The organism is Clostridium yunnanense (assembly GCF_016595795.1).
In the GTDB taxonomy this organism is placed as follows: domain Bacteria; phylum Bacillota; class Clostridia; order Clostridiales; family Clostridiaceae; genus Clostridium_AR; species Clostridium_AR yunnanense.
In genome coordinates, this window is the sequence record NZ_JAENHN010000032.1 from 145,729 (window position 1) to 166,957 (window position 21,229).

Genomic DNA, 21,229 nt, shown 5'->3' on the forward strand with positions numbered 1-21,229 from the left:
GCTACATATGAAGCTTCGAAACATAAAGTTATTATCTTTACTTATTACAATGCTTGTAATCATAATAGTGTCCACATCTACACTTATTGGTATAGGCTATAAAAAAATGAGTGCAATAAACGACAGTGCAGAGTCAATTTATTCAGTTAACTTGATTCCAATGAAATATCTAGGTGATATAAGAAGTAATTTCACAATGACTAGAATAAGTATAGTAAAATGCATATGGGGAAGCTATACTCAAACAGAAGCAGATAAAGTTGTGCTATATAAGCAGAAGGTTGAAGAACTAGAAAAAGGATATGTTCCATTAATAGATGGAGCAGATGAACAAAAAAATTATGATTCTTATAAAGCAGCTCAAAAGATTTATTTCGAAACCTGGGAGCAGATGAAACTTAAAAGAATGCAAAACATAGAAATTACTGATGAAGAAAGAGCATCCTTTGGAGCTAAAGGCGAGAGCGTAGTAAAAAGTCTTGATGAGTTAGTTAGTATAAATACTACACAGGCTAATGAAGGAAAAGAACACAGTGAAAACATATATTCAAGCGGCATGAAGTTATTTGTACTAATAGGTTTATTAGTAATCGTTATATCAAGTGCTTTAGCATTAACAATACTATTGATATTAAGAAACTCTAGTAAAGAAATACTAAATAATCTTGCACTATTAGCAGAAGGTGATTTAACATCAGAAATTGATGATTCAGGTACAAATGAATTTGGCGTGATGAAAAAAGAGTTAAATAAAACAGTAAGTAGTATAAGAGAAATTTTATCTTCAATTAAGAGTAATGCTCTTATACTCAATGATCAATCTTCGTCTCTGTCAGCTATATCTGAAGAAATGACTTCATCCTCTCTTGAAGTTTCAAATGCAGTTCAAGAAGTTGCAGATGGTGCAACAAACCAGGCTCAAGATCTTGTATCCACTGCTGGTAGTGTTGAAAGCTTTGGACAAGATGTGGAAACAATAGTGGGTGCAATTGAAAGAGTAGATGAAAAAGCTAAAAATATTGATGGTAAGGCTAAAGAAAGCAATATTAAATTAGAATCCTTAGCAAAATCTATTACAAGTCTTAGTACGTCGTTTAATGGAGTTAGCGGACAAGTTGAAGGACTAGGAGATAATATTAATGAAGTACAAAAGATTATAACAATTATTAATTCTATTGCAGATCAGACCAATTTACTTGCTCTTAACGCTGCCATTGAAGCAGCTAGGGCTGGAGAGGTTGGTAAAGGCTTTGCTGTTGTTGCAGACGAAATTAGAAAACTTGCTGAAGAATCGAAAAAATCTTCGCATAGTATTGATAGTCTTCTAAATAAAGTGCTAAGTGAAACAAAAGAAGTGGTATCCAATTCGAATAGTGTTGGAACTGACTTAAACAATCAAATTGTAGTAATCGAAGAATCAATAACTTCGTTTAAAGAAATTATTGAAGATATTAATAATATACTTCCTCAAATAGGTGAGGTGAGTGCTTCAGCAATAAACTTAAACAAAGAAAAATTAACTATTATAAATAAGGTTGAGGCATCAGCTTCTATTGCAGAAGGAACAGCAGCAACTGCAGAAGAAATTGCAGCTTCAGCTCAACAGATGAATTCTTCAAGTGAAGAAGTTGCTAGTTCTGCACAAAGTCTTGCTGTGATGACAGAAAATATGGCTAATAATGTAAGCAAGTTTAAGCTATAACTAAATATTTGATTAGTTGAATTTAAGAGTATGCAGTTTTGTATGCTCTTTTTTTTAACCCTCCTCTTTTAAAATAAATGTTTAGCTAAGAGGACTTGTTAATAAAAAAATATGTTATTATTATATTATTAAAGAATTATATGTAACAATACGAACTTTTATAATTAAACTAAATGAATTTACTTTAAGGCTTAATGAAGAAATATTAGAAAAACTAGAGAGGTAAAGTGGTGGCTAAGATATTTGACTTTAGTATATTCAAACTTAACAATGACATTGAACTTACCAATAAACAGAGATCAGATATAGATAAGAATATTGCGATAACTAATATTAAAAGACTTCGGATAGGCTTAAGTATAACTGCAATTATGGAAATTGTGTTGGTATTAGCATATGATTTGCCACGAATTAAAGATAGCATTTTTTCTATCAAAGAAATATATATATATTATTTATTGTTACATTCACTTATAATTATAGTCTGTTTATTAGGATTTGCATTACTTAATAAATGGCTCAATAATAATGAGATTTTTTCTATTAAGTTAATTGAAAGAGTAATATATTTTACTCTAGGTGCTATATTAGTTTTACTTACATTAATATCAGGATTAGATCAGATTACTACAGGACAAATTTTAGTTTTTGGTATAAATATAATTTTTAGTGGTTTAGTAATACTTATAAAACCGCCATATGAAAATATTATGTATACTTGTACATTTATGACCTTCATTATTGTTATGATAATATTTCAGCATAACTTTAATATATTAATTTCTAATCTTGTTAATGGAAGTTTTTTCTTTGTATCAGCGTTATTTCTATCTAAGTTTATGCACAATAATCAAGTTGCTCACTTAGCTAAAAATATTAAGTTGCAAGAAGTAAATAGAAAACTTCAGTATTTATCAGATTATGATTATCTTACTGGTATTCCAAATAGAAGATACTTTATGAAACAATTAAAAGACTTTGCTTGTAATGAAAAAGAGACAAATGATATAGGTTATGTAGTTATAGTAGATATAGACTACTTTAAAAATATCAACGATACATATGGACATTTAATTGGAGATTACGTTCTAAAAGCAGCCGCTGACATATTGAAAAATAACCTTAAAAAACATGATTTGTTGGCTCGCTTTGGTGGAGAAGAGTTTTTAATTCTAATATCAAGCAGCAACTTAGAAGAAACTAAAGTAATCTGTGAAAATTTAAGAAGTTTAATTGAACAATGTACTTTTAATTTTGAAAAGAATGAAATCAAAATCACTGGAAGTTTTGGCATTTCTCCCATTTATAATATTTCAGAGGTAGATTTCGACAAAGCATACAGTCATGCAGATAAAGCTTTATATGAGGCAAAGAGAACAGGTCGTAATAAAGTTTGTATTTTTTAAGCTACAGTATCAAGGTAATAAATAACTGAAACTTAAATAATAATAGTCATGATAATATAGATAGTTCGTTTTATTAAAAAAAACTCAAGTTGAGGAGTAGATAATATGTCAAAGATAATATTTTTAGGTACAAATGGATGGTATGATTCTAAAACAGGGAATACACCTTCTGTACTAATAGAAAATGAAGAATATTATTTAATATTAGATGCGGGCAATGGAATTTCTAAGTTGAATAACTATATTGATTCCGATAAACCAGTTTATTTATTTTTAAGCCATTTTCATCTAGATCACATTTCAGGATTACACACATTGTTTAAAAATAAGTTTTCTAAAGGATTATATATTATAGTGCAAGATGGAGGAGAAGATTTTCTTAAAAAGTTTATCAATTCACCTTTCACAGTTCCAATAAAACAACTTCCTTTCAATGTAGAGATAATAGAAGTTGGTAAAATTTCGAAAGAACTTCCTTTTAAAGCAAGTTTTTTGCCATTGAAACACAGCATAGAAGTTTTAGGGATTAGATTAGAGATAAACAACAAGATTATTACGTATTGCACAGATACGGCTGAATGTCAAAATGCTATTACTTTAGCTAAATATGCAGATATATTAATTACAGAATGCAGTATGGCGCCTAATGTAGAAAAAGATGCTAAGGTACATCTTAATCCCCAAATGGCAGCAAGACTTGCAAAAGAAGCTGAAGCTAAAAATCTTTATTTAATGCATTTCGATGCTAGTACTTATACTAATAAAGAAATGAGGATTGAAGCAGAATTAAGTGCAAAACAAACTTTCTCGAATTCTTTCGCAACCTTTGATGGTATGGAAGTTGAACTTTAATAAAATGTAATATTGAATTAATATAACTGGCAATATTATGTTATAATCATTCAATATAAGAAAATTATAATTATTTGATTTTCATGTGTATATTGTAGTAATTACAAGTAAATAGATTCAATCAAATTTATAAATATTTTTTGAGAGTTTAATTCAATTACATACCTGGAGGAAAACCTGATGATTTGGAAAATTAAAACCTTTGATCAATTAACTGCAGAAGAAGTATATAAACTTCTTAAATTAAGAAGTGAGGTATTTGTGGTAGAACAAAACTGTGTTTATCTAGATCCTGATGGTAAAGATCAACACTCATATCACTTATTTTTAAAAGATGAGGGTGAAATTGTGGCTTGCGCAAGACTACTAAATAAAGGTGTTTCGTATGAACAAGCTTCAATAGGCAGAGTAATAGTAAAAAAGGATTATAGAGGGAAAGGGATATCAAGAGATTTACTTTTAAAAGCTATAAAATTCATTGAGGAAAATATGAAAGAATCAGAAATAAAGATACAAGCACAAGCATATTTATTTGATTTTTATGGAAGTTTTGGATTTAAGCCGATTTCAGAGGAATACTTAGAAGATGGTATTCCGCATATAGATATGCTTTATAAAAAGTAATATATCTATAATTTTATGCAATATAAATATGTCTTTTTGAAAGTGAACATTTAGAGGAGAGAAAAAATGTCAACTAACAGTTTGGAACAAGTAATAATAATATGCGGCTCGTGGTTTCTATTTAGTGTTCTATATAAAAAGTATGATTTATTATCATTCTTAAAGACGAAAATAAAATTAAAAACTAATATCGCTTGGATAGTTTTGATATGTGTATCTTATGTAATTTTAGAAGCAATAATTGGGTTATTTATGTTTAAATTTAATGTACCATATTCATATATTGTAATTTGCTTCAACGTATTTATGGGCTTCTTCCTTAGCTTACTAGCGGCAGCTACTTTCAAGAAAAAAACTGAAAAATAATTTTTTTTAGGTAAATCTTTAAATTATAGAGAAGTTACAAGTGACTTCTCTATAATTACTTATTATTTTTAAACTCTCTCACCACCAAACATGAGAGTTTTAAAAATATCCTTTGGATAGAAGTAGTACAACTATATAGAGTTTCTAGTTCAACTATTAATTTATACATGCCCGAAAATCCCAATAAGCGGAGATTTTCAAACAAGTATAACTTAAGTTTCAACACAGAAACCCTTTAGTTACAATAAGCAAAATCTAAATCACTTTTCTAATTTCATCTCAAATCTATAATGAAAAAGTTTCAAGTGAAAAAATAATTTCTCAATAAAATTAAACTATAAATATAACTAAATTCATATAAATTAGTGTAAGATTTTATAAAAAGTCAGAATATTGGGTAAAATATATATAATTATAGTTTCTTATAGCATATCTTAGTAATAAGTACACAAAAATTAGATAGGTGGTGTATAAAATAGTGATAGATAATGGAGAAGAATTTTTATCGATGCATCCTTCACAAAGAAAATGGATAAATGAATGTAGAAGGTGTCATAGTAGGGGATACAAGCCAAACATATTAGAGCAATTATATCCTTATCCACCAACAGAAACAAGAAATTTACGTTGTTACTTTAAACCCCTTGAACTAAATAGTGATGGTATTTGTGAAGAGTGTAATAAACTTCTGAAATAAAAACAAAGCTATTAATTATAATGAAGGAACTCTCAAAGTATGTGTTTGTGGTGTAATTACGCATATAATACTAACATTGTAAGGGAGATGACCATGGAAAATAGCTTAAACAAAGAAATTATAAATACTGAAGATGATGTACTCGAGATGTTGGACAACCTTTTTGAAAGAAGAGTAGACGACTGGTGAGGCAAGTTTTACTCAAGAGCTGTAAGTTTTATTTGTAAATAACAATAAAAATCAAGGTTTTAAATGAATTATTAATTTTGTTTAATATGCAAGGTAAGATTTTATCATTACGTTAAGTGAGGTGTTATATGGGATTTGATGAATATGCAAAAGGTTGGGACACAGTGAAACGAATAACTAGAGCAAAAGTTATAGCTAAGGAAATTGAAAGCTTTATTCCAATCAATAATAGACTTTCTGCAATGGAGTTTGGATGTGGAACAGGACTTATAAGTTTTAACCTATATGATAAGTTAAAAGAAATAACTCTTATCGATTCTTCAGAAGAGATGCTTCATATGGTTAAATCTAAAGCTGAAACTTATAAAGTTAATAATGTAGCTATAAAAAATTTAGATATATCAACTAACAATGTATTTGAGCATAAGTACGATATAATATATAGCTCTATGGTACTACATCATATCAATGATACAAAAAATGTAATAAGTAAGCTTTATGAACTTCTTCATAATGAAGGCTACCTTTGCATAATTGATTTAAACAAAGAGGATGGTAGATTTCATAAAAATGAAGCTGGTTTCTGTGGACATAACGGATTTAATCAAGCTGAACTTATAGAGATTTTTAAATATGCTGGATTTAAAGAGGTTAAAGCTCACACATTTTACTTAGATACAAAAGATATTGGAGATGAAGTAATAGACTATTCTTTATTTATAATTAAAGGTGTAAAATAATTTATTTAAGCATGGTTTACTTATATTACATCTTAGGAGGACAAAATAATGCTAATAAAAATGGAAGATAGATATACAAAGAATTTAAATGATTTTTTATTTAAATATAATAACCTAAATAAATATTACATTGCGTGGATTCCTAATAACTATAGAAAGATAGCTGAAATTGATAAGGATAATTTTTTTCTTTGTATAGAAAAAAACAATATAGTTGGATGTATAGGAACTCACATTTCTGAGGAACAAAAGGTTGTCAGACTTCTTGGTCCAATCATCGAGGATGAATACTTCACTAAGTACGTTGATATCATGTATGAACATTGTTTATCAAGTTTGCCAAAGTTTATATCTGAGGTGAAAATAGCGTTCTATGAGGAGAATGTTTCATGCAAATTATGGTGCGAAAAAAACTTTTTCGAATTATACAATGCAGAAATAACCATGGTTCTTAATAATTTTTCTAATATAAAAAAGATTGAAAATGAGTTAGTATCTATAAAGACTTATGAAGACAGATATAGAGAAAAATTAGATAGTATTCATCCTAAAAATACATTTTTTACATTAAATGAATTGATTGCAGGATTGGAACATCATCACAAATTATTTTTAGCTATTGAAAAAGATGAGGTTAAAGGATATGTATGTTATGAACAAACAAAAGATAAAAAACAAGGTGAAATCATACTACTTCATGTTGGACAAGAGTTTAGAAACAATGGCTATGGATCTGAGCTTTTAAATAATGCTATAAAGAATCTTATTGAAAATGGCGCTGAAGAAATTACAATAAGTGTTAGAGTAAATAATGAAAAAGCACAAAAGCTATATAAAAGAATAGGATTTATAGAAAAAGAAACCATTTATGCTTATAGAAAAAACTTATAAACTATTTGTATTAGCAAAATTATTAAAAATTAAAGTCACTCATAAACAGATAACAATTATACTGATATGAGTGGCTTTTTTATTGAATTTAATCAACGATTTCAACATCAGAGCCTTTTGGAATATTCTCATAAAACCAAAAGGCATCATTAGGAATTAATCTTATACATCCATGGGATGCTGGTGTGCCAAGTTTCGCAGCTTCCTCTTCAATAATATGACCATTTGAATCTACTGGCAGGGAATGAAACAGATATGTTGCACCAATAAAGCCAACCTAATATCTTGCACCTTCTCTATACTTAGCATTATAAAAACTTTCACCAAAGTAGTCATTTATCTTAAAGTTTCCTACAGGTGTATCGTAATCACCTTCTGTTAATCCTGTAGAACACTCCATTATCTTTATTAGGGTATCATTTTTATATATTTCTACTTTTTGAGTATCGATATGTACCTTGACATTATATTTGTCACTGCTTTGTTTAGCTCTAACAGGTGCTTTAGTTGGAAATTGATAATTTACAACTTGAGCATTAGTTTCTTTTGAATTTTTATCACTTTGTTTGGATTCTTTAGAACTGTTAGTAGAGGCTGTTTTATTTCCTTCCTTTTTATTTGGTATTGCAACATCTGAACTGCCAAATTGATTTTTTGTGGAAGTCAAATTCTTATCGTTCACTAATGGTTTAACTGGGTATATTTTAACAGGCTTATTAAGAGAGTAGCTTTTTATAGTGTTTTTGATAATCATAGCAGTAGCAGTCAGGGTAACCAAAATCAAAGAAATAATTAAAAAGTTTTTTTTCATTATTTTAACCTCCGTTATTTTCATCTATTCTATGTTTAAAATTATACCGAGCTATTATTTCAAAAGATTTGTACGAGATTTCAAAGTTATAAATAAGTTGTAAACTTTAATTTACATCTATATTTGTTACAAGTTAGATACAAGTGTAATAGAATTTGAAACAACAAAAGTTTATAATGAAAATATAAAGGTGTACTATTTTAATCCTAAATCCAATGTTGAAGTTGCTGTGGGTTTTGAGGGGAAGTTTTGATAATACTAATATAATTAAGAAATAGTTCATCAATAGAGATAATAGAGGTGCACATATAATGCAAAATAAAAAGATTCTTATAATAGAAGATGAAGAAAACATAGCAGAGTTACTTTCTCATTACATAAATAAAGAGGGCTATAATACAAGAATTGCAAGTAATGGAACGGTTGGACTACAACTTGTTCAAGAATTTATGCCTGATCTAATACTTTTAGATTTGATGCTTCCAGATATAAGTGGCTTTGAAGTATGCAAAAAGATTTCAACTGATTACATAATACCGATTATAATGATTACTGCAAAGTCTGATACTGTTGATAAGGTTCTAGGAATGGAGCTTGGGGCTGATGATTATATAACAAAACCTTTCAATACAAGAGAAGTAATTGCAAGGATAAGGTCTATTTTCAGAAGAATTGATTTGATTTCTGAATCTATTACTAATAATGAACCTAATTCTATTCAGATAGACAATGATATAGAAATACATATAGATCGCAGAGAAGTATTTAAAAATAACATAAAAATAGATATGACAAATAAGGAGTACGAACTATTAGTTTATCTAGCTAAAAATAAAGGAAAGGTTATAACAAGAAATGAACTATTAGATAAAGTATGGGGAATTGAATTTGTAGGCGATTCAAGAACTGTAGACATTCATATACAGAGAGTAAGAAAGAAGTTGGATGAAAGTAAGAATTCTTCTTTGATAGAAACAGTTTTTGGAATAGGTTATAAGATGGTAGGTTACTAGTATGAAGTATTCTATACAATATAAGATTTTTATATATTTTTCTATTATTATATTTATTGCATTATCTTCATTACTTTTTGTATCATACAAGCTTACAGAAAAAAATAATGGAAATATCATAAACTCTGATATGATAGGGGCCAAAAGAAATCTAGATATATATCTAAAGCAATATTTTTTAATTAACAATATGGAACTCACTAAGAAAAATTTTTTGTTAGAAGCGGAAGAAATATCAAGTCAGCTTACAGCACAAATAGGAAACAAAGTTGAAGTGTTTGATATGGAAGGGAAAAATATCTCTAATAATAATCCTAGTATTACTAAGTATGATTCGAAAGATATTACAGAGGCCATTGAAGGCAAAATTAATTATAGTGCAGAAACAGCTAATGGGAGGACCATAGTTAATCTTTCATATCCGATTACTGTAGAAAATGAAGCAGTTGAAATAATAAGATATAGTAAAGATTATACTGAGCTGTTTAATTATAGTAAAAACTTTAAAAATATTAGTAATATATTTGCCGTTCTTATATTTTTTGTTATATTAATATTTTCGCTTTTATTTTCTAAACAAATTACTAGACCAATAAAAAAACTTGCAGAAGCTTCAGAGGATGTAGCTAAAGGGAATTTTGAAATTGATTTAAAGGTACAAACAAAAGATGAGATTGGATATTTAGCTGAAAGATTTAATATTATGGTAGGAAAAATCAAGGAACAGATAGCAATAATAAAAAAAGATAAGGATGCACTAGAAAAATTACAAAGTGAAAACAAGACTTTTTTTGATAATGTAACTCATGAACTAAAAACTCCCATAACTACAATTATGGGATATGCCCAAGCTATTGAAGATATGAATTTATCTGAAGATCAATTTTACAAGAAGGGTTTAAATTGTATCATTGGAGAAAGTATTAGATTAAACCATATGGTTATAGATTTGCTTGAGCTTGCAAAAACCTCATCAAATCAATTTAGTTATAATTTTCATGAGGTAGATGTTGGTAAAGTATTAATAAATACATGTGAAGAAATGAGCATTAAAGGGAAAAAATATAATATTAATATTGTTACGAGTATTGGACGTGATCTTCACATATATGGTGATAAAGAAAGAATCAAGGAGGTTTTTGTAAACCTATTGGACAATTCCATGAAGTATGGTAATGTAAATTCCAATATTTATGTTAATGCATATAAAGAAGAGCATGAGATATTTATAAAAATAAAAGATCTGGGAGAAGGCATTTCTGAAGAAGATTTAAGTAAAATTTTTGAACCTTTTTATAGAGTTAATAAAAAGAGTGCCAGGCAGCAAGGAAGTGCTGGTCTTGGGTTAACAATAGTGAAAGAGATAGTTGAAAAGCACGGTGGAGGTATTACAGTAAATAGTAAACTAAAAGAAGGCACGGAGATAACAATAAAATTTAGAGGTGAATTAAATGCTAAAGATTAAGAATATTAGACTAATAGGTAATAGAGTATTTATGCTAGCTATTTTTCTTATATTCATTGTGTCATTTTACTTCATTAACTTAACTTATTCTAATAACAGTATTATTAATAAAGTTGTGGTGCTTGATAAAAATTTATTTCAGAGTGATTTTCCTGATAATCTAATAAATGACTTATCAATGGGAAAAGTTGATAAATTAAATCTTCCATACAGCATAAGCGATGTTACATTAATTAAAGAAAATATTTTTGCAGTTCAAGTCTCGCTTAGATTAATGTCAAATAAAAAAAGTTATGATATGGATGAAAAGAATATAAAACTTATAGATAATAATAATGTATATTCAGATATAGATATTTCTCAATTAAGCGATTACGATTTGAGAAAAGTATTAGTTTCTCCAAGTGGGAAGAATTTTCTGTGTTTATTTAAAAATTACAAAGATCAATCTTTTGCTAATTTACTCTATGATGTAGATAAAAAAATTCAAAATATAAAGTATGATAAGTTATTAGCTGCTTGTTGGTTACCAGATAGTAATAGATATATAGGAATAGATAGTTATTTATTTATAAAAGACATCAGAAGCGGAAAAAGGACTAATTTAATAGCAATGAATCAAATGTTTGATAAAGATAGTATTAGTGGAGATAAAAATGTTGAATTAACTGTATCAAAAGATGGTAATAAAGTTTATATAGTGTATAACAATCTTTGTGCGTATTTTAGCATTAATAGTACTGTGAAACCACAACTAACATTACTTAGTAGCAGATTTATTAGTAATATTACGGCTATATCTAGTTCAAGTATTGTTTTTCAAGGGTTTGATAATGGAGAAGCTTGTATTTATATATATTCGTTTGATACAAATAAAGCAGTACCTATAGTAAGGGCACTAGGGCAAAAAATAAATGGGTATGCAGCAAGCAATGATGGGAAGATGATAATATATAGTGTTTTTCAAAATGAATCTAGTGAACTTCATGCGGTTTACATAGATGAAAATAAAGCATACAAAGATCAAGTTATATATAAGGATAATAAATTTATAAATTCTGTAAAGTTATCTTATGATAATAATGCTCTAACTTTTTTAGTCACAGATAAAGATATTTCTACAATATTTAAATTCAATTTAAAAAAATGAATTCTATAGCTTAAAAATCACTGCGAAAAGTTAATTCGCAGTGATTTTTAATTAAGACTACATATATGATAAAATTAAACTAAGTTTTTAGTATTAAGCTTGTATTTATTTTAGATTTTATGATTTATATAAAATTTTTAGGGGATATTTATATAGTATGACAAATAGTAGAAACTATGAGTAAAGTCATGAATTAGTTAAATTGAACAAGAAAATACTTGAAATATCGAGTTAATCCGACATAATAATTGATTCATAAAATAGAAAATACAAGTATAATATATATATATTTATTATAAGGAGTATGAAGATGAGCGAAAATCAAATTTTTATCCACAACAATGGAGAATTAGGTCTTATAGTTTTAGAAAGCTGTAGAGCTTTAGGACAAAAAATTGATGAAGAAATCAAGGCTAAAAGGGGCGTAAGTGAATCTTTTTTAATTCCTTCAGATGAAATACGCTTTTCTAATGGGGAAGGAAAGGTAAAGCTTTCAGAAACAGTTAGAGGTAAAGATATTTACATACTTTGCGATGTTGGTAATCATAGCTGTTCATATAACATGTTTGGAGTAAAAACTTTTAAAGGACCAGATGAGCATTTCCAAGACATAAAAAGAACTGTTTCCGCTATAAGAGGGAAGGCAAGAAGAATAACTGTTATAATGCCACTTCTTTATGCTTCAAGACAACATAGAAGAAAGGGCAGAGAATCACTTGATTGTGCTTTAGCATTACAAGAATTAGAAAGATTAGGAGTTCAAGAAATCATAACTTTTGATGCACATGATCCTAATGTTCAAAATGCGATTCCGCTTTTATCTTTTGAAAATTTATATCCTACTTATGATATACTAAAGACTTTTATAACAGAAGAAACATCGGCAGAAATAGATAAAGATAAAATGCTAGTAATTAGTCCTGATACGGGAGCTATGGATAGAGCTATATATTATTCAAGTGTGTTAGGTCTAGATGTTGGTTTATTTTATAAAAGAAGAGACCATTCTACGATAGTAAATGGTAAAAACCCTATTGTAAAACACGAATATATGGGAAGAGATGTTGATGGTCAAGATGTTCTTATCGTTGATGATATGATTGCTTCTGGAGAATCTGTTCTAGACATCGCTAAAGAACTTAAAGCAAGAAATGCTAGAAATGTTTATGTTGCTGCTACTTTTGCATTCTTCACTGAAGGAGCTGAAAAGTTCCAAAAATTCTATGAAGACGGTGTTATAACAAGAGTTTATTCAACTAACTTAACTTACATTTCTCCTGAAGTTCAACAGGCTGAATGGTTCAAGAAGGTAGATATGTCTCAATTTATTGCTAGAATAATAAATAGATTAAATCATGATCAATCTATTGCTTCTTATATGGATGCAACATATGTTATATCTCAATTATTAAAGAACAGAACTTAATAAGGTTAATATCAAATACTCTTACTTACAAAAAAAGGGTTAGAACTAAAATTTTAGTTCTAACCTTCTTTGTTATATTTTTAGTTATTAATTAATGAACTACTAGATTGTTTATCCACTTCTTAGATGCAATCCTAGGAAATCCAACAAAAAATTTAGCTATTTCCTCCATAAATACGAATATATAAACTTTATCTATTGGCATATGAAAGTATAATCCTGCTAGAGCAACTAAAGGCACTCCTACAAGCCACATTCCACCGATATCCAGTAGTAGACAAAATTTCGTATCTCCACCACTTCTAAGTATTCCAACTACATTTGTATAATTGAATACCTTTATACAAAGAAATATACCTAGTATATGAAGTAAGGATTTAGAGTAATTATGAACTTCAGGAGATACGCTATAAGCAAATAAAATAGATGGAGCCCCTAAGTATATTATAAGTCCTACAATAACACCAATAAGTGGATTCATTATTATAAATCTTTTAGCATATAGAAAAGCAGTCTTTTCATCCTTTTGTCCTATCTTCTGTCCTATCATGATTGCGGCAGCATTACCGAACCCTAAAAACACAACCATGGCAAGTCTATCTATTGTACTTACTATATTTGTAGAGGCAACAATAGCTGTGCCCATATGTGCGTATACAACCGAATAAATAGTAACTCCTAAAGCCCAGAAACTTTCATTTAAAATAACAGGGATAGTTATCTTAAAGAATCTTTTAGCAAATTCCATAGATATGTCTAGTAGTTCTTTTGGTTTTGCTGCTATAGGAAATTTGAATTTATATATAACAAATATCATTAATATAAATTCTACAATACGAGCAATTAAGGTACCTAAAGCAGATCCGTATACTCCAAGGCCAGGAATGCCGGCAACGCCATATACAAGAGTAAAATTTAGCACTGTATTTATGCCTAATGCAATAATACTAACTATCATCGGAGCTTTTACTTGTCCAATACTTCTTAAAGTCGCAGAACATGCGAATGTTATTGCTGTAACTATGTAGCTAAGGCTGATTATTTTAAGATAGTTTGCCCCCATATTTATAACTGCTGGATCATTGGAGAAAACACTCATTATTGGTATAGGAAAGAGTAAAGCTGCAATTGTAAAAGCTGACGATACTGTTATTGCAGTGATAAGACAGATTCCTAAAACTCTTTTAATATTCTTCAAGTCCTTTTTACCCCAATATTGAGCTGTAAAGATTGATGCACCACTTACTACACCAAACAACACTAGATTTAACAAGAAAAACATTTGATTTGCTAGTCCAACACTTGCAATTGCTACTTCCCCGAGACCACCTATGATTATATTATCAAATAAATTTAGAGAAGATAATATAAAGTTTTGAAGTGCTATTGGGAAGGCTAATTTTATTGTGTCTTTGAAAAATTTCTTGTCATTAAATAAGGATAATAAATTCATAATTGTAACCTCCATAACATTAGCTATATAATTATAGCATTAATTTATAAAAGATTTTAGAATTAGTTTAGAATTATTTAATAATTTCTTTCAATTAATTTTATAATCAACATGTACAATAAAGATATACTATTTTAATATGAGAATATTATCTCAGTTTTTATGGTGCATATTTGTATGAGTCTTTTAATTTAATTATTGAATATATGTTTGATTACATGGGAGGAATTTTGGATGAAAAAGAAAATAATAGCTATAGTATTAGTAGCAATAGTAGTGGTTGGAGGATTAGGTTATGCAAGAAGCAGAAAAAACACAACACATTTTCTAAGCGTAAAAACTGCAAGTGTATCAACTGGCAATATTCAATCGTATCTTTCAACTACTGCAACTATAAAATCTAAGAACAGTAAAGATTATTATCCAATCCAAGGTAAAGTAAAAAAGGTAAATGTAAAAGTTGGAGACTCTGTAACAAAGGGACAAGTGCTTGCAGAATTTGATGTAACTGATCCAAATATAAGTGTGAAGCAAGCTCAGATCAATTATGATAATGCAGTACTTGCAAAGCAAGTGCAAGTAAATGCAAATAACGCTCTAAAGAATAGCATACCTGATTTAGATAAACAGATTTCTGATTTAAATAATCAAATTGCTGAGGCGAAGAAGACCCCTCAAACTGCAGCTAACTTATCAGCATTGCAATCACAATTAGCAACAGCACAATCGAAAAGAGATGCTGCCTCAAAACCACAATTTAGTGATGAACAACTTAAGCAATCAGATAATACTATTGCACTCCAAAAAATAGCATTAGATACAGCTAAAGATAATCTTTCAAAAAGTCAAAGTAAAATTGTAGCTGATTTTGATGGAGTTGTAACGGCATTAAACATTGCAGAGGGTGCAGCTACAGTATCCGCAGCACAACCGGCTATAACAATACAAGATGTGAACAATTTAAAGGCTGTAATGTCAGTAGGAAAGTTTGACGCTGCGAAAATTCAACTTGGACAAGAAGCTGTTATAAAAAGTGGAGATAAAAAGCTAAAAGGTAAGGTTTCATTTATTGGACCTGCAGCTAAAACTACTGCATCAGCAACTGGAACTGAATCAACACTTCCAGTAGAAATAGACATATTAGATAAACCAGATGTCTTAAAGATTGATTTTGATACAGATGTAGACGTACTTCTTGGACAAGTAAACAATGTAATGAAAGTTCCTGCTGAAAGTTTAAGAACTGATAAAAACGATAGAAACTATTTATATGTTATAAGTGGTGGAAAAGCAGTAGAAAAAGAAGTGAAGCTTGGACTTCAATCTGATATGGAAGCACAAGTAACTGAAGGGTTAAGCAATGGAGATAAGGTTATACTTAATCCAAGTTCAAGCGTTAAAGATGGAATAACAGTAAAAGAAGCAGGTGATGGTAAGTAATGCTAGAAGTTAAAGATATAGTTAAGAAGTATGTAAATGGAGACATTAATTTTACTGCACTTAAAGGTATAAACCTTAAAATTGAAAAGGGTGAGTTTACTTCTATCATGGGTCCATCGGGCTCTGGTAAATCTACGATGATGAACATAATTGGATGCTTAGATAGAATGGATAGTGGAACATATATTTTAAATGAACAAAATGTATCAAACCTTAATGATAAAGAATTAGCTCTTATTAGAAATAAAGAAATAGGATTTGTTTTTCAGGCATTTAATCTATTGCCTAGAATGACAATCTTAGAAAATGTTGAACTTCCCATGGTATATGCTGGTATACCTAAAAAGATTAGGCGAGAAAAGGCTTTAGCAGCTCTTAGTAAGGTTGGTCTTGGTGACAGGGTAAAACATAAACCAAATGAAATTTCAGGAGGACAAAAACAAAGAGTTGCTATTGCGAGAGCCATAGTAAATACTCCCGCAGTAATAATGGCTGATGAGCCTACAGGAAATCTTGATACTCAGTCTTCTATAGAAATAATGAAAATATTCCAGGACTTAAATAACGAAGGTGCAACTGTTATAATGGTTACTCATGAACCAGATATAGCACAGCACACAAAAAGAATAGTTAGGTTCAAGGATGGACTAATAGTTGATGACTATTTGGTTAAAAACAGAATAATTCTATAGGAGGTAAAACTAATGAATATAATAAGCAGTTTACTTGAAAACTTCAAAATGGCAGTTGATAGTATCATATCTAATAAAATGCGTTCTTTTCTAACGATGCTTGGTATAATTATAGGAATAAGCTCAGTTATAGCAATTATATCACTAGGAGCTGGTGGTCAAGAGTCTATAACAGGTGAGTTTGAAAAGCTTGGTTCTTCTACTGTGAATGTATCTACAGATACAACAAAAGCTTCTCAAAGTGATGTGATAACATTTGAAGATATAAAACAAATTAAAAATAAAGTAGATACGGCAAGATATGTTGCTCCGAATGTATCTAAAACCGGAGTAGCGATTTCGGACAAAGGTAATAAAAGAGCAAGTATTTCTGGAACAAATACAGATGGATTTATAATACAAAATACTGAGTTTTTATATGGAAGAGCTTTTAATGAAAGAGAATATACTGAAGGAAAAAATGTTGTAATAATTGATGAGGATTCAGCAACTGACCTATTTGGATACACAGATGTTACAGGAAAGAGCATTAAAATTGGGCCTGCAAAATCACCTATTAAAGCTACTATAATAGGGGTTACAGTCTCACCTTTTGGATCTACTTTTAAAAATGTGGGTAGAAATCAAAGACCAGGTATATTTTATGCACCGGCGACATTATTACAAAATATGTACTCTAATGAATTTTCTATAGATAGAATAAGTATTATGGCAGCTGATAAAGATATGCTGGAGGAAACAGGAAACAGTGCAAAAAACGTATTAGAAAGTAGACATAATAATAGAGGAAAAGATATTTACACTGCTCAAGGAGCATTAAGTCAGCTGGAACAAATAAATAATGTACTTGGAATCTTTACTACATTTATCGGAGCAGTTGCTGCAATATCACTTATTGTAGGTGGTATAGGAGTAATGAATATAATGTTAGTTTCGGTAACTGAAAGAACTAGAGAAATAGGTATAAGAAAAGCAATAGGTGCTACAACTAACAAGATACTTCTTCAGTTTTTAACAGAATCTGTTATAATTTCCCTTATTGGTGGAATTATAGGATTACTTGTTGGAATAATTGGCGCTTATGCAATAGGAAGTTTTGCAAGTATTACACCTTCATTATCAATCTCTGCAATTATAGGCGTTATAGCATTCTCTTCAGCAGTTGGAATTTTCTTTGGAATATATCCTGCTAGAAAGGCTGCTAAGTTAGATCCTATAGATGCCTTAAGATATGAGTAAACTTTACAGAATAGGGGTGAATTTATATGAAATTCGTAAATAAACTTACTATGACAAGATTGATTTTAGCAACAATCTTTTTAGTATTTATGTCTATAAAGGGAATACCATATCGTAGAAGTAGTGCTACAGTGGTATTTATTGCCGCAACCATGATAGATGTGTTTTATGAGAACTTTATTAGGAAAGAAAATAAATCAGATAAATTAGTGATTTTAATAAATTCATTGATTGATAAAGTACTTGTTACTACAGCCTTGATTTATTTAGTTGAGACAAATATAATTCCTAGTTTTGTGGCTGTAACCATTATATCTGTAGAATTTGCTATTGGTGGACTTGTATCCATAGGCAATTCAGATGGGCTTTTGCTTGCAAAAAGTACCTTGGAAAAGGTAAAAACTGTTTTCCAAATGAGTTCTATAATAATACTTCTTTCAAAAATGAGTATTGATTATAATTTTCATAAAGTAAAAGAATATGTAGCAAATAGCTTTATAGGTGCAATACCCTACATGCTATTGTACATCGCACTTTTAGTAACAGTAATATATGCAGTTGATTATTTCTTTAAAAACAGACAATTTATTAATATTGATAGATAAATGAAAGGAGGGATTTCGTGTATATAAAAAGGAAATTAAAATTAACATATGTAACTATCCTTATTACTTCATTTTTACTTTTGATATGTTTAAGTAATTTGTTTATTGCTTTAACAGAAAGCAATTCTAAATACGATCTTTCAGGAAAGCTAGGAAGAGGAAACTTTGCATTCTTTACTGAACTTGTAACTGAGAATAATAAATTACTACAAAAAGTAAATAGTGAAGTTTTGACTAATCCAGATAACTTTTTAGATCATGATTATCTCCTCCAACTAGAAAATAGTTCAAATATGAAATATACTGGAATAGTAACTTTGATTAACAATAAAATTGACTATTCATCAAATTTTATACGAAAAGATTTAAGTGAGGATGCACTAACTTCTTTTAATTCAAATTCTAATGATCAGTTTAAAAAGAAAATTATAATATTATGGAAACAAGATTTTACAACAAGCAACAAAGATAAAGGTAGTATTTACTATATTATAGATCTAGAAAACTATAAGAAATTATTTAAACAAAATGTTTTAATAGTTATGGTATTAGTTTTAATTATATTGATGGCTACTAATGGTATAATAACTTATTTTGTGTCAAAAAGTATTGTTAAGCCCTTAAAGGAGTTAGATAGAGGTGCAGGAGAAATTCTAAAGGGAAATTTAAATTATAAGCTTAATATCGATTCTACAGATGAGATAGGTGAAGTTGCAGAAACTTTTGAGGAAATGAGACTAAGACTTAAGAAATCTTTAGAAATTCAAAATCAGTACGAAGAAAATCGTAAAGAACTGATTGCAAGCATATCTCATGACTTAAAGACCCCTATAACCTCTATTAAGGGTTATATAGAAGGAATCAAAGATGGTGTGGCTGACACTCCTGATAAGATGGAAAAGTACGTAAATACTATTTTGACTAAAGCAAATTATATGGATAGTTTAATAAATGATCTATTCTTATATTCAAAATTAGAATTGAATAAGGAACCTTTCAAATTTCAAACTGTTGATATGAATATTTATATTCAAGATTGTGTTGAAGAAATAAATTTTGATCTTGATCAATCTAAGGTTGAATTGATAGCGGATGTACCAGAAAAACCTACTTTGATTGATATAGATGTACAAAAAGTTAAAAGAGCTATAATGAATATAGTAGAAAACTCTATAAAGTATAAAACTGATGGTAAGCTTATAATAAATATAATCGTTAAGTCAAATAATGATTTATTGACTGTTGAAATACGTGATAATGGAAAAGGAATTCCTAAGGAAGCATTACCTTATATTTTTGAAAGATTTTATAGAGCCGATACTTCTAGGGAAACTGTTATTGGCGGAAGCGGTCTTGGACTTGCAATAGCTAAAAAAATAATGGATGAACATAATGGCAGGATTGCAGTACTTAGTGAATTAGGTAAAGGTACATCTATATTTCTTAGTTTTAAAAAGTAGTGTATGGCATGTTTACAAATTTTATATCTAGGTAGGTGAGATTTAATGCAAAAAGTATTGATAATTGAAGATGATGTTAGTATTGCAGATCTTGAAATGGATTATTTGCAAATCAATGGCTTTGAGGTTGATATTGAAAATAATGGTGAAAATGGATTAGCAAAGGCTTTAAATGAAGACTATAATTTAATAATTTTAGATCTCATGCTTCCTGGTATAGGAGGATTTGAAATATGTAAAAAGATTCGTGCAGAAAAAGAGATCCCTATAATTATCGTATCTGCCAAGAAGGAAGATGTCGATAAGATGAGAGGATTAGGACTAGGCGCAGATGACTATATGACAAAGCCATTTAGTCCTAATGAAATGGTTGCTAGAGTTAAAGCTCATATCTCAAGATATGAAAGACTAAAAAATGGCAATAGTATAATGAATAAAGAAATAATAGAGGTTAGGGGTATATCGGTTGATAAAACTGCAAGGAAGGTATATGTTAATGGTAAAGAAATAGAGTTTACCTCAAAAGAATACGAACTTTTACTTCTACTATTAAATAATCCTAATAGAGTTTTTTCAAAGGAAGAATTATACGAAAGAATCTGGGGCTTAGATCCTGTTGGCGGGATAGCAACAGTTACAGTTCACGTAAGAAGATTAAGAGAAAAAGTAGAGTTTGACCCATCAAATCCAGAATACATTGAAACTATATGGGGAATTGGATATAGATTTACTTTATAGGTTACAAAAAAACTTCTAAACCCATTGAAATATCTATGTTTAGCACCAATAAAAAATTTATAATTGAATTTAAAACAAAAAAGTGAGCAATGTGTAAAATGGACCTTATATAATGGACACTCAAAAAAGAGAGTCTATCTATACAGCAATGTCATTAAGTTAAGAAATAAATATTATAATTATGGAACAGAGTATGTTTACAAATACATACCTGTTCTTTTTTTGTATAACAATTTACGTATAATAATTTTTATCAAAATATTAGATAAA

At 29.1% G+C, this 21,229-nt stretch carries 19 protein-coding genes and 1 pseudogene; 18 read left to right on the forward strand and 2 right to left on the reverse strand.

Annotated features, from left to right (window positions below; translation table 11 throughout):
• Positions 1–7 precede the first annotated feature (7 nt).
• The 8 genes from JHL18_RS11125 to JHL18_RS11160 all read left to right on the forward strand — a co-directional run bounded on the left by JHL18_RS11125 (position 8) and on the right by JHL18_RS11160 (position 7,467).
• Positions 8–1,702 (forward strand): methyl-accepting chemotaxis protein, encoded by a 1,695-nt coding sequence (locus JHL18_RS11125; protein ID WP_200269121.1) that lies wholly within the window; start codon positions 8–10, stop codon positions 1,700–1,702.
• Positions 1,703–1,932: 230 nt separating this feature from the next.
• Complete coding sequence (locus tag JHL18_RS26455) at positions 1,933–3,108, forward strand: diguanylate cyclase (RefSeq protein ID WP_200269123.1); 1,176 nt, start codon at positions 1,933–1,935, stop codon at positions 3,106–3,108.
• A gap of 105 nt (positions 3,109–3,213) precedes the next feature.
• A complete protein-coding gene (locus JHL18_RS11135) occupies positions 3,214–3,960 on the forward strand; it encodes an MBL fold metallo-hydrolase (protein WP_200269125.1) in 747 nt (248 codons plus the stop codon).
• Positions 3,961–4,140: 180 nt separating this feature from the next.
• On the forward strand, positions 4,141–4,584 hold the full coding sequence (locus tag JHL18_RS11140; RefSeq protein ID WP_200269127.1) for a GNAT family N-acetyltransferase: 444 nt from the start codon (positions 4,141–4,143) through the stop codon (positions 4,582–4,584).
• A 66-nt stretch (positions 4,585–4,650) separates the two neighbouring features.
• Positions 4,651–4,950 carry a hypothetical protein gene (locus tag JHL18_RS11145; RefSeq protein ID WP_200269129.1) on the forward strand — a complete coding sequence of 100 codons (300 nt, stop codon included), beginning with the start codon at positions 4,651–4,653 and terminating at the stop codon, positions 4,948–4,950.
• Positions 4,951–5,428: 478 nt separating this feature from the next.
• On the forward strand, positions 5,429–5,647 hold the full coding sequence (locus JHL18_RS11150) for a hypothetical protein (RefSeq protein ID WP_200269131.1): 219 nt from the start codon (positions 5,429–5,431) through the stop codon (positions 5,645–5,647).
• A gap of 317 nt (positions 5,648–5,964) precedes the next feature.
• Positions 5,965–6,576: a class I SAM-dependent DNA methyltransferase gene (locus JHL18_RS11155; RefSeq protein ID WP_200269133.1), complete on the forward strand. Its 612-nt coding sequence runs from the start codon at positions 5,965–5,967 to the stop codon at positions 6,574–6,576.
• A gap of 48 nt (positions 6,577–6,624) precedes the next feature.
• On the forward strand, positions 6,625–7,467 hold the full coding sequence (locus JHL18_RS11160) for a GNAT family N-acetyltransferase (protein ID WP_200269135.1): 843 nt from the start codon (positions 6,625–6,627) through the stop codon (positions 7,465–7,467).
• Between the two features lie 88 nt (positions 7,468–7,555).
• Here the strand turns inward: JHL18_RS11160 and JHL18_RS11170 are convergent.
• Positions 7,556–8,302 (reverse strand): annotated as a pseudogene (locus tag JHL18_RS11170) (L,D-transpeptidase).
• A 287-nt stretch (positions 8,303–8,589) separates the two neighbouring features.
• On the opposite strand from JHL18_RS11170, the gene JHL18_RS11175 reads away from it, so the two are divergent.
• The 4 genes from JHL18_RS11175 to JHL18_RS11190 all read left to right on the forward strand — a co-directional run bounded on the left by JHL18_RS11175 (position 8,590) and on the right by JHL18_RS11190 (position 13,332).
• Positions 8,590–9,291 carry a response regulator transcription factor gene (locus tag JHL18_RS11175; protein WP_200269140.1) on the forward strand — a complete coding sequence of 234 codons (702 nt, stop codon included), beginning with the start codon at positions 8,590–8,592 and terminating at the stop codon, positions 9,289–9,291.
• Position 9,292: 1 nt separating this feature from the next.
• Positions 9,293–10,756 carry a sensor histidine kinase gene (locus JHL18_RS11180; RefSeq protein ID WP_200269142.1) on the forward strand — a complete coding sequence of 488 codons (1,464 nt, stop codon included), beginning with the start codon at positions 9,293–9,295 and terminating at the stop codon, positions 10,754–10,756.
• On the forward strand, positions 10,743–11,906 hold the full coding sequence (locus JHL18_RS11185) for a TolB-like translocation protein (protein ID WP_200269144.1): 1,164 nt from the start codon (positions 10,743–10,745) through the stop codon (positions 11,904–11,906). Before JHL18_RS11180 ends, JHL18_RS11185 begins: the two co-directional genes overlap by 14 nt.
• Before the next feature lie 310 nt (positions 11,907–12,216).
• Positions 12,217–13,332: a ribose-phosphate pyrophosphokinase gene (locus JHL18_RS11190; protein WP_200269146.1), complete on the forward strand. Its 1,116-nt coding sequence runs from the start codon at positions 12,217–12,219 to the stop codon at positions 13,330–13,332.
• Positions 13,333–13,423: 91 nt separating this feature from the next.
• On the opposite strand, the gene JHL18_RS11195 is transcribed toward JHL18_RS11190, so the two are convergent.
• Positions 13,424–14,785, reverse strand: coding sequence for an MATE family efflux transporter (locus tag JHL18_RS11195; RefSeq protein WP_200269148.1), 1,362 nt, complete (start codon positions 14,783–14,785; stop codon positions 13,424–13,426).
• A 234-nt stretch (positions 14,786–15,019) separates the two neighbouring features.
• Here JHL18_RS11195 and JHL18_RS11200 point away from each other — a divergent pair, with 234 nt between their 5' ends.
• Genes JHL18_RS11200 through JHL18_RS11225 form a run of 6 tightly spaced genes read left to right on the forward strand, consistent with a single transcriptional unit; the run spans position 15,020 to position 20,959 of the window.
• Positions 15,020–16,225, forward strand: coding sequence for an efflux RND transporter periplasmic adaptor subunit (locus JHL18_RS11200; protein ID WP_200269150.1), 1,206 nt, complete (start codon positions 15,020–15,022; stop codon positions 16,223–16,225).
• Complete coding sequence (locus JHL18_RS11205) at positions 16,225–16,917, forward strand: ABC transporter ATP-binding protein (protein ID WP_200269152.1); 693 nt, start codon at positions 16,225–16,227, stop codon at positions 16,915–16,917. The genes JHL18_RS11200 and JHL18_RS11205 overlap by 1 nt, the downstream gene beginning before the upstream one ends.
• Before the next feature lie 12 nt (positions 16,918–16,929).
• Entirely contained in the window at positions 16,930–18,156 is a 1,227-nt protein-coding gene (locus tag JHL18_RS11210; RefSeq protein ID WP_200269154.1) for an ABC transporter permease, read from the forward strand.
• A gap of 26 nt (positions 18,157–18,182) precedes the next feature.
• A complete protein-coding gene (locus JHL18_RS11215) occupies positions 18,183–18,761 on the forward strand; it encodes a CDP-alcohol phosphatidyltransferase family protein (RefSeq protein WP_200269156.1) in 579 nt (192 codons plus the stop codon).
• A gap of 17 nt (positions 18,762–18,778) precedes the next feature.
• Positions 18,779–20,221 (forward strand): ATP-binding protein, encoded by a 1,443-nt coding sequence (locus JHL18_RS26460; RefSeq protein ID WP_200269158.1) that lies wholly within the window; start codon positions 18,779–18,781, stop codon positions 20,219–20,221.
• 45 nt (positions 20,222–20,266) lie between these two features.
• Positions 20,267–20,959 (forward strand): response regulator transcription factor, encoded by a 693-nt coding sequence (locus JHL18_RS11225; protein WP_200269160.1) that lies wholly within the window; start codon positions 20,267–20,269, stop codon positions 20,957–20,959.
• Positions 20,960–21,229: the final 270 nt, after the last annotated feature.